This window comes from Anaerolineales bacterium, from assembly GCA_003105035.1.
Taxonomy (GTDB): Bacteria; Chloroflexota; Anaerolineae; order Anaerolineales; family UBA4823; genus FEB-25.
Map to the genome: position 1 here is coordinate 32,698 of PQAL01000035.1, position 12,746 is coordinate 45,443.

Sequence of the window (12,746 nt, forward strand, 5' to 3'; positions counted from 1 at the left end):
ATATCGGCGAATGATAAACACGATAAGGTTAGTAGAGGAATAATCTCGTTTCAGAGATTCATAGAGTCTTAACCAATGTGCAACCAGATGCTTCGATAAATATGCATATAATCCTGAACAAGAAACCAAACCGCTACACACGGGAGGAAAAAATGGCACAACCGCTGGATATTATCTTGGCATTCCACAATGCATTTCGTAACGACATGCAGCGGATCGATCGCGCCGCGCGGGATACGGCACGAGGAAAAACAGGCTTATCCCAGGAAATCGAACGCTTCCGGTTCTTTAACGAGATCCTGGTCTGGCATGCAAATGGCGAAGAACAGGCTATCTTTCCAGAGGTTGAAAAGGTAGCGCCTTTAGTTGCTGAAGCCTATGAGCGTGACCATCGCGGCCTGGACGCGGCCTTCGATGCTCTGAACTCAGCCGTGACTGCCAGAGATCTACTAGAAACCTCACGCACCTCGGCTGCCTTCAAGTTCCACCTGGATATTCACCTCGGGAAAGAAGATGCCCACCTGTATCGCATTATGCGCGAGCGCATCCCCATCCCCGAGCAGGCCAGGGCTGTCGGCATCATGTCGAAAGCAGTGCCGCAGGAGCGCTTTCCTGAGGCAATCGCCTGGCTGTTCTCTCTGATCAACCTTGATGATCAGGAGAATGTCATGCTCATCTGGCAGATGGCGATGATGCCAGAAGTATTTTCTCAGGTTAAACTCCTCGTCCAAAAAGCGACCGGGGATGGGTGGGCAGATCTGGTACGGCGAGTCCCAACGCTGGAGTGATCTCAATTCAATCCAGGTGATTTCCAAGGTTTATTAGCGTATGCCCTGGCTTGCTGTCACGCCATCAAGGACCAAGCTTAAAAAAAGCTATACAAGGTACTATTTGTAGTTAAATTCGATAATCGTTTTCAGACCTTACAACCCCAGCTGCTGGCGGAACTGCGCCGCATATGCCCGGTATTCTTCCAGCTTCTGCGGGTCGAGCTCGTCCTGGAAGATCAGGTGTACCTGGGTGAGGGCATCCACGAACGTATCGGCGTTCGGAGCAACGCCTAAAACGTTCGACATGCTGCCTTTTTCCAGCTTGATCTTCCCCAGCAGGAAATCGGTGATGAATTTATGCTCTTTCCTCAGAATCAGCTTCCACTGCTGAGGTGAAGCTGAGAGGAACATCTCCGCCTTTTCCTTGGCCTCCGCCTCATTATAGAATCGGAAGTCAGTCAGAGCGCCTTTGGTGACGATGCCTCCAAAGATGAGGTCCTTTTCAATCCCCCAGGCAGGCTCAGCTGTCACCCGGTACATGATCGCCACCGACAGCTTCTTCATCGCTTCCTGGAAGCGTGGTGTAAACTGGTAGATCCGGGTAGTCTCTTCCAGCCACTCTGGTGTGCAATAGATGCAGTCCATCTTGATCAACCCTCCTTCTGGCTTTTCATCCTGGCGATCGCCTGCGCGCGCAGGGCATTCTTAAACACTTTTTCCGTTACCGTCAGTGGCAGCTGGTCGCGAAACTCAACCACTTTCGGTACGGCATAGGGAGATAGGTGCTGGCGGCAAAAATCGCGGATCTCGGATTCTGTCACCGAACCTTTATACCCGTCCTTCAAGGCAACCACGGCTATCACCCGCTCACTGCCGGGAATATCCGGGTCGGGGATACCGAAGGCAGCCGCGGTGGCAACGGCGGGGTGCTTAAATAGCACCTCATCCACTTCGGTGGTATAGACCTTGAAGCCCGACACATTGACCATATCCTTCATGCGATCGACGATCTGGAAATATCCCGCTTCGTCCATCACACCGATATCGCCAGTGTGCAGCCAGCCGTCTGCAGTGAGGCCGCTTCCCGGTTCGGGCCAGTACCCGAGCATGACCTGCGGGCCACGGATGACCACCTCGCCCGGTTTACCCACAGGAACATCCAGGCCTGTTTCAGGATCAGCCAGGCGGCATTCAGTATCGGGCAATGGGACACCGATCCCCGGTTTCTCTTTTGCCATGAACCCCATGATACGCGAAAAGCTGGTGAGATTGATATGGGCAACTGAAGTGGTCTCGGTCAATCCATACCCCTCCGAGACAGACATACCGGTCTTCCGCTTGATCTCCGCAGCCACTTCTTGTGGCAGTGGGGCAGACCCACTGAACAACATGCTATTGGAACGCTTCAACCCTGCGTCTGCCAGGCGCATGAACTGAGTCGGCACGCCAGGCACCAAGAACGGCCGGTGGTCGATGATCGAGGCGAGCAGTGCATCTGTATCTCGTGCGTCTGGCAAGACCAGCAGGCGCATTCCCAGGTAAACGGAAGTAGTCTGGATGAAATTGCCATATACATGAAACATGGGGATCGAGAGCAGGACGGAGGTTTTCCCGCGAACACCTCCCAACAGCGGTTTCATGAACCATGGCAGGGTCTGCACGATACTGGCGTAACCATTGTAATGGGTGAGCATCACCCCTTTGGGGGTACCGGTTGCCCCACCGGTGAATGCCAGCTGACATAAATCGTGCATGGGGTCGATCACCACATGAGGCGGAATGGGGTCAGGTTCAGTAAGCATCGAGCCAAAATCGTAGACCCGGCCCGGCAGAGGACCCTCAACCTGGTCGCCAAGGAAAGACGCCTGGGAGGTTAGGAGAATCCCTTGCAGATCCGAGCCACTGATCAAAGCCAGGGCACGGTCGAGATTAGCCTGCTGGCAAATGATGAAGCGGCTGTGCGAGCGACTCACCTCGTGGTGAAGCCCTTCATCCGTACGCAAGATGCTGGTTGGTACCACCACCCCGCCAGCCCTGAGGATGCCCCAAAAGGAAATTATGTATTCGGGGCAGTTAGGGAGAAAGATACACACCCGGTCGCCTTTCTCCAGGCCCAGTTTAATCAGCCCATTGGCCAGGCTGTCCACCCGGCGCTTCAGCTGGTGATATTTGATCTCCTGACCTTTGAACAGGATGGCGGTCTGGTTGGGAAACTCACTGGCGGAACGATCCAGGATTTCAAAGAGGGGTTTCTGCGGATATGGATCAAGACTGTAATCGAGCTTATATGGGCCGAGCATATAACTCTTCAGCCAGGGGCGATCCGTGTAATTCATGGCATGCTCCTCATCCTGGTCAATCTGCCTTGCCATTTAACCCAGGTTTTGTGGTCAGACACATACTAAAGAAATTAAGTCATCGAGTTCCAATTCATGAAGCCTGGTAGGGGTTGGAATACCGGTGGCGACATCCCAGCCGCGCAGCTCATAATAAGCATCCTTCATTTTCTCCAACGCCGGAAGATCAAAAACCATGCCCCTGGCAGGGCCGTCTGGCAGTGGATCCGACATCAGGCGCTGGGGGAGGAGATCATGTTCACGGCGTAAGCCTTCGCGTACGGAATACACTCGCGCTAAATTCTGCAACCGGTCGCCACACTTGCGGAATTCAGCCAGGTCGAAATCCCACCCGGTGGCTGACCTGACCAGATCCACGAGCTCATTCGCGGAAACCACGACACCCATGAACTTACATCCGCCTAATGCATCCAGGACATTCAAGGCATTCTCCAAATCAATCAATACCCGGGCATCATGTGGATCAGCCGCGTATGGATCAGGGATAGTGCTATCGTCCACGATCAAGAAAGGCATATCGATAAAGGTTGGACCCTGGACATACCCATTCATATGATCACCGCCACGATTGGCAGTTACGTACGCCAGGCCGGTGATCTTGGTGGCACGTGGATCATAAGCAGGCAACTCCAGCCCTTTCACTTGAATGGCAAAATGCTCGCTATCGTGACCCAGGCGCTGCGCCATACGCAGTGACCCTTCGGCCAGGAGATCTCCAAAACCCTCCCGGCGGGCAATGCGTTCTACCAGATCAACCACGAGGTCAGCGTCGCCGAATTGTAAATTCAGGCCCCCGGTCTGATCCGTATTGATGAACCCACGCTGGAAACACTCCATGGCAAAGGAGATTGTCGCACCTGCGCTGATCGTGTCCAGACCATATTCATTGCAGCGGTAATTTGCCATGGCGATGGCGTTTAAATCGTCGATGCCACACATGGCTCCCAGCGTATCAACCGTTTCATATTCTGGCCCTTCGCCGTGTTTGCCTTTCCATTTTCCCTCGCGGATCTCCGTTCCCCGGCCGCATGCCACCGGGCACGCAAAGCAGCGCACCCCTTCTACTAATATCTGGTCTGTCATCGCCTGACCGTTAACATTATCGATCTGCTCAAACGTCCCCTGCTGCCAGTTCTGGGTTGGATAACCTCCGCGCATGTTGACCAGGTCAGCAACCATATTAGTCCCATACGTCTCAATGACGATCTTGATCACCGATTCATCCATATACTCGCGTTGGCGCTGAGTGACTTTCATGAATGTCTGGGCGTCATCGAGGGCGATTTTCTGGGTGCCTGCACAAGCAATCGCTTTTAACCGTTTGGAGCCCATCACTGCTCCCATCCCGGTGCGACCAGCCGCGCGGTGTTTATTATTCATGATGGATGCATAACGCACCAGATTCTCGCCAGCTGGCCCTATGCAAGCCACATTGACCGGCTTGCCGATCTCAGACTGAAGCCTGTTATCGCATTCAGGAACCGTCAGCCCCCACAGGTGATCGGCTTTGCGCAGCTCAGCCTTGCCGTTCATCAACAAGAGGTACACGGGCTCAGGTGAAACACCATCGAAAATCACCCCATCGAAACCACTCCATTTCATGGCTGGACCGAAGAAACCACCGGAATTGGACTGACCCCAATAGCCAGTTTGGGGCGATTTTGCAACCACTGAATAGCGACTGGCACTGGCCGAAGGTGTGCCGGTCAGCGCCCCGGTCATGAAGATCAAGACGTTTTGCGGTCCAAGGGGATCGATCCCCGGTGAGGTGAGCTCCAGCAGGTAGCGAGTTGCCAGACCAGCTCCACCCAGGGTCTGCCTAGCCCATGGGAGGTTGAGTGGCTCTGGCTGAACTGTCCCTGCAGTGAGATTTACCCGCAGAATTTGGCCCATAAACGCGTTACTCATAAGGTAGCCTCCAATCTGAAGGGACCAATCACAGGTCAATTGGTTGGTGAACGAGCTGAGGTTGTAGGAAAAACCGATGCACTTTAATAAGCCTCCATAACACAAAAAAGGCTTAATCCAGATAAATACAATAAGCCAATTGTTTGGAAATCCACCCTGATGGTTGCGGCAGTGATAGGTTTATTATAACAATATTAAGGGAAGATGCAGAGAAAAGTTGGGTTTCGTACGGGAGAGCACCGTACTCAACCCAACCTACTACACCAATTAAAACCAAGACGCACCAGTGATGCGTCTCTACAAAAATTGTCCCTATGATTTATATGATTTGATGATTGGCATGATTATTTGTAAACCAGAATCCTACACCTTCGATCCGCAATTCGTACAGAACTTCGTTTCGGCGGGTAGCTCGGTGCCGCAGTTCGGGCAAAACCGGGTGGTTTTTGAGGCTGCAGGAGCAGGGGATGGGGCAACCGCTTGGGTTGCAGCCGGCGCTGGCTGCGATTGTGCCTGTCCGAACACGGTCTGACCAGCTGGCTGCACCGGTGGAGTGCCATAAGTCTCCGCATCGATGCGCTGAATCTCAGCATTCTTCGCTTCAACCTGTTCCAGCAAACTGGCAATTGCCTGGCAGCTCTCGTCATATTCCGCTCCGGTTATCCCGGCTGTTTCACGCTCGGTGAAATACTTTTCTCCCAGTTTGGCGTAGTTCTCCTGAACCTGGTTTTTTAGCTTATCCAGCTCACCCCTGGCACGGTTCAACCGGCTCATCTTATCGGCTTCGAAAGCCACCTTTTCAGCACCGCTTTTCAGTCTTCCAAATATATCGCTCATCTCATCCTCCTGGAATTAATTGCTTAAGTATAGCTGAGGGTCTAAAGTTACACAACCCAGGTGATGTCGCCGTAAAGATATCAGACCATAATAAATATCAAGCAGAACATACCTTTAAAGTATCCACATCTTCTTTGAGCGGTCCTTTATTCATCCTGGCCTGACTCAACGTGGGGTTTGTGCATTTAAAGCCCGTTGGATATCTTTGACTCGGTGGAAGGCAGAATGTCCGTCCAGGTCATATGGCCATTCCTGCCTACGCTCCCGGCCACTGAACCACTCATCCGGGGTAGCTCTCAGGGCCACAAGCACATCTTCCTGCACCTGCCGATGCCAGGCCAGGATTTCTTGCGGTGGCTGATCACGCCAGCGCATGTAGATGAGGTGATTGGCCTCAGTCTCATTCAACCCGCGATCTTCTACAGGGCGGGGCAGCCCACGGGCAGAGCGGGCGGTATCAGCCTTCCAGTGGGTGATATGTGCCAGGGCATCCTTCACCGTCCAAGGATCTTTCGTCTCAGGCCTGGCCAGGGGGTATGCCCATTGCTCTTCCGTCAGGCGGGCGACCAGCTGGTCGAGGAGCTCGAATTCTTCAATCGTCCTGCGGATAACTTTTTCACGGTCGTGACGCATGGCCTTGTTTGCCTCCTATCTCAGTCAACTCAAGCCACTCAGATGCTCTATTATATGACGCACAAGGATAGGTTGGCCAGCTACTCAATAAGTCTGGGCAAGAATATCCGTGATGAAGTCCCTCGTCAGGGGTGTCAACCCAGGCGTTGACATCGCCCGATTTATGCACTACACTCAAATCTCCCTGGAATTTATATGGACGAATTATCATCACAGCAGGTGACCATCGATGACCCTTACTGGACCAGGCAGCTAGAAACCAATTCGAGCCAGGCCATCTACCACCAATGGGAGCAGCTGGAAACCAGCGGCTGTATCGACAACTTCCGTATCGCGGCGGGTGAGCTGGAAAGCTTCAGGGAAGGCTTCTTCTTCGCCGACTCAGATGCGTATAAATGGCTGGACGCAGGCGCCCGGATCTATGCCACCAAGCCCAACCCAAGGCTTGCCCAGTTGATGGACAGATTTATCTCCCTGGTTGGCCGTGCCCAGGACCCGGATGGCTACCTGTTCACCTACAACCAAATCCTGTTCCCAGACACACGCTGGCAGAACCTGTGGATCGAGCACGAGCTCTATTGCCACGGCCACCTGATCGAAGCAGGTGTGTCACACTTCCTGGCCACCCAGCAGACCAACCTGCTGGATATCGCCCGCAAAGCTGCCGAGCGGATAATGGCTGACTTTCGTGACAAGGGACCGGAATTCACCTCGGGCCACGAAGAGATTGAAATCGCCCTGCTACGCCTTTACGAAATTACAGGTGGCCGATCCTATCTCGAGATGGCCCAACAGTTCCTTGAACAGCGCGGGAAAACAACGCCTCTATCGTACACCATTTCGATTATCCGCCAGATCCGGTCTGTCGCATCGCGCCTCTCCCAGGTTCGCAAGGAGCGAGAAAGATACCTGGCTGAGCATGCGGATTATCCACCAAAAAAGCTCCCGCCCGGGAATTTTGCCAAATCAACCTCGACCTCCTACTTACGCTGGCTGGTCAGATAATTGAACGGAAAGTACCTTCAGCAACATGTCCCCATCCGCCGTCAGACCGTGCCGGTTGGGCATTCGGTCAGATTCGGATACCTGGAAACTGCAACGGCAATGCTGGCCCTCCTCCTGGGCGAGGCAAGCCTGCTGCCCGCCATGGAACAAACCTGGGAACACATGGTGCAGCGCCGCATGTACGTCACCGGTGGTATCGGAGCAGTGCCCGCGCTGGAAGGTTTCGGCAACGATTACGAACTGGATCCCGAATTGGCTTACGCTGAGACGTGCGCTGCCCTATCCTGCCTGTTCTGGAACTGGCAGCTGTCTCTAATCACTGCTCGGGCCAGATACAGCGACCTGTTCGAGTGGCAGCTGTATAACGCGGCAGCCGTCGGGATGGGGTTGAGTGGGAAAGACTACCTTTACAACAATCCCCTCGTCTGCCGGAGTGGCGTTACCCGCCGGGCATGGTATTCGGTTCCGTGCTGCCCTTCCAATTTATCGCGCACCTGGGCGGACCTGGGAAAATACATCTGCTCGGCCGATGCTGACAACCTGTGGATCCACCAGTATATTGGCAGCCGCATAAGGGTAGAGATGGGGGAGGAAGTAAATATTCACGTTGAATCAGATTTACCCTGGATCGGAAAAACCAGCATCCATATCAAGCCTGCCAGGCCGAGAGAATTCACCCTGCACCTGCGCATCCCTTCCTGGGTAGCTGCTGAACCGGCCTCGCCAATGATCAAGATAAACAATGAACCTTTGGCGAGCACAGGCCTGGCGGCTGCCCGGCCTTCTCAACCGGCACAGCCTACGGCATCGGGTTATGATCCGGAGCAGAGTTACTTCTTGCCCATACGCAGGGTCTGGTCTGCTGGCGATATGATCGAGCTGACCTATGACATGCCGATCTGCCAGCGTCATGCCCATGCCAAGGTGAAGGGGCACCAAGGTAAAGTTGCACTCACCCGCGGTCCGCTGGTTTACTGCCTGGAGAGCACGGATAACCCGGGGGTGGATATCTTCTCTGCCCGGCTCGACCCAGCCAGCCTGCAGACTGAACATGCACCACACCTGCTAGGTGGCATCAGCATGTTGAAGGGGGCAACCCAAGATGGCCAACCGCTCACCTTCATCCCCTATAACCTATGGGCTAACCGGGGCGAATCACAGATGACAGTTTGGGTAAACACATAAACACGATATGGAGCTACCATGATTGCTACCCTTACCATTTCAAAAAAAATCTGGACTGCTATCATCCTGTTGGGCTTTGCCGGCCAGCTGGCCTGGGGAGTGGAGAACCAGTTCTTCAACACCTTCATGTACAACAATATCACCCCCGACCCGCGCCCCATTTCGTGGATGGTAGCAGCTTCAGCCGTCACGGCTACGCTCACCACCATTCTGATGGGCACGCTCTCTGACCGGACCCGTTCGCGCTGGGGGCGACGTAAACCTTTCATCCTGTTTGGATACCTGGCCTTGGGCGTCATGACAGCGCTCTACCCTTCAGCAGCCGTTTTCCAGCCGGTTGGGGTAGCGATTTTCATGGCCATCTTGCTCGACTGCGTGATGACCTTCTTCGGTTCGACGGCCAACGACGCGGCATTAAACGCATACACTACCGACGTGACCAGCAACGAAAACCGCGGCCGGGTGATGGGGGTGATGGAAATTCTGACCTGGGTGGCAATCCTGATCGTTTACGGTGGGGCAGGCCCAATCATTGATCGTTTTGGGTATACCGCCTTCTTTTATTTTATCGGTGGACTGGTGTTCTTGCTTGGCTTGGTGGGAAGCCTGTTCATCCATGATGAGCCGCTGGGTGATAAACCGAAGGGAACTTACTGGCAGCACCTGGCTGAGAGCTTCCAGTGGAAGAACCTGGTCGCCAACCGAAATTTCTTCCTACTGATGATTGCTGTGGCATTGTGGCAAGTAGCCTTCAACATTTTCTTTCCATTCATCATCATTTACCTTCAACATTACCTGAAGCTGGACATCTCAAGCTCCTCATTAGCCATCGCGGTGATCATCCTGGTGGGTGGGATCGCCCTGGCCTGGCCGTTCGGCTTGCTGGTGGACCGTTGGGGTAGAAAACCTGTAGCGATGGCGGCAATTATTACTGAGATGATCGGGCTGATCTTGTTTTCGTTTACAAAATCCCTGGTTCCGCTCATCATTACCGGCATCCTGTGGCTTGCCCCATTCACTGCCTGGACCATAGCCACCAGCACGTGGAGCAAGGACCTGTTTCCTGAAGACAAGCGCGGTCAGTTCGCCGGGTTCTACCTGTTTTTCTGGGTCATGCTGCCCATGATCCTGGGTCCTCTCACCGGCGGATGGCTCAGCAGCAGCTATGGGATCAAAACCGTGATCGACGGGCAGGCAGCCATCGTCCCCACTCCGCTCCTGTTTCAGGTAGCCGGGGTGGTCACCCTGCTGACAGCTATTCCGCTATGGTTCGTGAAAACCCAGCCAACTCCAGCACAAGAATCGGTTTGATGGCATGGATGAAACCATGGATTGGCAGCTGGCTTCTGGCACGCTTCTAACCCGCTGGGCGAAGGATGTCAGACCTGAGAATGCCTGGCAGGAATACCCCCGTCCACAGATGAGCAGGCACGAATGGCAGAACCTAAATGGCATTTGGGATTATTGGATCACCGAGCGGAAGGACACATCCAAGTGGAAGCAGCGCGGTAAAATCCTTGTCCCTTTCCCGATCGAGTCTGCCCTTTCGGGCGTCATGCGCCCACTCGAGGCAGATGAGTTGTTATGGTATCAGAGGGCATTCGTCATCCCCAAAGAATGGGATGGTAAGCGTATCCTGCTACATTGCGAAGCTGTGGATTGGGAAACGACCGTCGCCGTTAATGACCGCCAGGTGGGCACGCACACAGGTGGATATTTACCTTTCTCATTCGACATTACCCAATATATCGTCGGGGGAGGGGCTCCAAACCAACTGGAGCTCTCTGTCTGGGACCCAACCGACACGTACTGGCAGCAGCGTGGCAAACAAGTCCGCAACCCAAAAGGCATCTGGTACTCAGCAATCTCCGGCATCTGGCAGACAATCTGGCTGGAAGCAGTGCCTGAGACTTTCATTGCCGGGCTGAAGATCACGCCTGACATCGACGCACACATTGTGCGGGTGAAGGCTGACCTGGTCGGTCCGCAGTCGCAGTCCATCGCCATTAATGTCGATGTATACGACCAAAATGCCTGCATTGCTGATGGTCAGGCAGAAGAAGGTGTGGCGGAGGTAACCATCCAACTACCTGATCCAAAACTTTGGAGCCCAGATTCTCCCCATCTTTATGACCTGGTGGTGACCGCGGGTGAAGATTGGGTGGGCAGCTACTTCGCCATGCGCAAGTTCAATCTGGAAGACGGTCGCTTGTGCCTGAATGGTTCACCATATTTCCAACTCGGACCACTCGACCAGGGTTACTGGCCGGATGGCCTGTACACCCCGCCTTCAGATGAGGCCATGCGCGGTGACCTCGAGATCTTGAAGGGGCTGGGCTTCAACATGCTGCGTAAACACGTTAAGGTGGAACCCAGGCGATATTACTATTACTGTGACCAGCTGGGGCTGATCGTCTGGCAGGATATGACAAATGGAGGCCGGGCAGTAGGCGAGGCGACCTCCATCCTAACGATGATGTTTGGCTCGCGACGGCGGGACCACAACTACCGATATGCCGGTCGGCAGGACGTCGCTTCTCGCCAGGATTTCAAGCGGGAGCTGCATGAGCTGGTAGACCATCTCCACAACTATCCGTGCATTGGAGTGTGGGTGCCTTTTAACGAAGGCTGGGGCCAATTTGATGCCAACCAAATTGCGAACTGGCTTAAGGAATATGACCCCACCCGCCTGGTAGATCATGCCAGTGGATGGTTTGACCAGAAGGGCGGGGATTGCAAGAGCATCCACATGTATAAGCTAAACCTACCCGTGACTAAGCCTGAAGCTTGCCGGGCGGTAGTGCTGTCGGAATTTGGCGGTTACAGCTTGAAGGTCGCAGGTCACCAGTGGAACCCGCAGGCGGAATTTGGATATAAGAAATTTGACACTTCTCAGGAACTAACTGACGCCTATGTGGATTTGTTGCAAACCCAGCTAAAACCCTGGATGGATGCAGGGCTATCGGCAGCCATCTATACCCAGACTACCGATGTGGAAAGCGAGGTCAACGGTTTTGTGACCTATGACCGTCAGGTGGAGAAGATGGACTTTTCGAGGATCAGGCAGGTGCACCAGGAGCTTCTCCGAGCATAGTATTCCTGGGCAATATCCCGCTTATTTTCCACCCATCTTGCTCTGCTTCTCCCACTCCAGCACGGCGGAGCGGATCAAGCCACGCACCTCTTCATCCGGCACCTCTTTGACACCGGAAAATTGTTGCCCATCCAGGCTGACGATCACTCCATGGCCTGGCCCATCATTGACCGTGAGCCCCCGTTTTTCAAACGATGTCTCGGTAATCATGCCTTGCAGGATATCGTTAATTTGCGTGGCAATACTTTTGACCACAGGAGCAGGCGCAGGTGCAGGCATCAGGATACCGCTCACCAGGTCAGGGAGCTGGGTGCTGACAGGTTTTACCTCGGGCTCAGGCTCGTAGAAAAACGGTGGCACACGCGGCGACTGTGATTGATCGGGCAGGGTTTCGGCAGGGATCCAGTCGTTCAGCTCAGGTATCGGTTTGGCGGTAGGCTCGGGCAGCTCTATAGCAGCCACAATGGGAGCAACAGGTAAAGGCTGCTCCAGCTGTCCCGGTTCACTGAGTGAAAACGGTGGAACTACCGGCTCTGAGGTGTCTGCTTCTTCCATCTGCCATGAGGATTCTGCTAACGCAGGGTTAATATCTGGCTCGGTCGAATCTGATAGAAGCGTGGCTGCATCGTTCGCTGTCGCCTGGCTGTCGGTTGCCTGTGATAAAGCTAACCACTTCACCAATACATTGGAAGTGAAGCTCAGACGGCGCAGTTGTGAAGGAGCGAGCTCCTCGACGGTCTTATAGGTTTTTCCCTCCATCTCGACCACCAGCTCCTTAGTAGTATTATCCCGCATCAGGCTGGTGATTACTACCAGGTTAGAATCCCTGGCTACACCTGCTGCGCTTTTCCGCCTTATGCTACGTATCAGGGCAACGATGATCCAGATGAGACCAACAATACCTGCTCCCAGGAAAAAGAAGAAGCCGGCAATCACTAACAGAGTGGACGAGTCCAT

General features: G+C 54.0%; 11 protein-coding genes. 5 read left to right on the forward strand and 6 right to left on the reverse strand.

All coding sequences use genetic code 11. The annotated features are described in order from the left end of the window. Positions 1-101: 101 nt before the first annotated feature. Complete coding sequence (locus tag C3F13_14740) at positions 102-788, forward strand: hypothetical protein (protein PWB51115.1); 687 nt, start codon at positions 102-104, stop codon at positions 786-788. 135 nt (positions 789-923) lie between these two features. Here the strand turns inward: C3F13_14740 and C3F13_14745 are convergent, their stop codons facing one another. The 5 genes from C3F13_14745 to C3F13_14765 all read right to left on the reverse strand — a co-directional run bounded on the left by C3F13_14745 (position 924) and on the right by C3F13_14765 (position 6,505). Further along, a complete protein-coding gene (locus C3F13_14745; GenBank protein PWB51116.1) occupies positions 924-1,415 on the reverse strand; it encodes a hypothetical protein in 492 nt (163 codons plus the stop codon). Between the two features lie 5 nt (positions 1,416-1,420). Continuing rightward, on the reverse strand, positions 1,421-3,142 hold the full coding sequence (locus tag C3F13_14750; GenBank protein ID PWB51117.1) for a long-chain fatty acid--CoA ligase: 1,722 nt from the start codon (positions 3,140-3,142) through the stop codon (positions 1,421-1,423). A gap of 18 nt (positions 3,143-3,160) precedes the next feature. Further along, positions 3,161-5,035 (reverse strand): aldehyde ferredoxin oxidoreductase, encoded by a 1,875-nt coding sequence (locus C3F13_14755; GenBank protein ID PWB51118.1) that lies wholly within the window; start codon positions 5,033-5,035, stop codon positions 3,161-3,163. A gap of 363 nt (positions 5,036-5,398) precedes the next feature. After that, positions 5,399-5,872 carry a hypothetical protein gene (locus C3F13_14760; protein PWB51119.1) on the reverse strand — a complete coding sequence of 158 codons (474 nt, stop codon included), beginning with the start codon at positions 5,870-5,872 and terminating at the stop codon, positions 5,399-5,401. Between the two features lie 165 nt (positions 5,873-6,037). Continuing rightward, a complete protein-coding gene (locus C3F13_14765; GenBank protein PWB51120.1) occupies positions 6,038-6,505 on the reverse strand; it encodes a hypothetical protein in 468 nt (155 codons plus the stop codon). A 195-nt stretch (positions 6,506-6,700) separates the two neighbouring features. On the opposite strand from C3F13_14765, the gene C3F13_14770 reads away from it, so the two are divergent. The 4 genes from C3F13_14770 to C3F13_14785 are packed head-to-tail and all read left to right on the forward strand — an operon-like array spanning position 6,701 to position 11,789. Continuing rightward, positions 6,701-7,510 (forward strand): hypothetical protein, encoded by an 810-nt coding sequence (locus tag C3F13_14770; protein ID PWB51121.1) that lies wholly within the window; start codon positions 6,701-6,703, stop codon positions 7,508-7,510. Further along, positions 7,511-8,695, forward strand: a complete 1,185-nt coding sequence (locus tag C3F13_14775) for a hypothetical protein (GenBank protein PWB51122.1) — start codon at positions 7,511-7,513, stop codon at positions 8,693-8,695. It begins immediately after the preceding gene. An 18-nt stretch (positions 8,696-8,713) separates the two neighbouring features. Next, positions 8,714-10,006 (forward strand): hypothetical protein, encoded by a 1,293-nt coding sequence (locus C3F13_14780; protein ID PWB51123.1) that lies wholly within the window; start codon positions 8,714-8,716, stop codon positions 10,004-10,006. Positions 10,007-10,010: 4 nt separating this feature from the next. Next, positions 10,011-11,789, forward strand: coding sequence for a beta-galactosidase (locus C3F13_14785; GenBank protein PWB51124.1), 1,779 nt, complete (start codon positions 10,011-10,013; stop codon positions 11,787-11,789). A 21-nt stretch (positions 11,790-11,810) separates the two neighbouring features. Here the strand turns inward: C3F13_14785 and C3F13_14790 are convergent, their stop codons facing one another. Continuing rightward, positions 11,811-12,746, reverse strand: coding sequence for a hypothetical protein (locus C3F13_14790; GenBank protein ID PWB51125.1), 936 nt, complete (start codon positions 12,744-12,746; stop codon positions 11,811-11,813).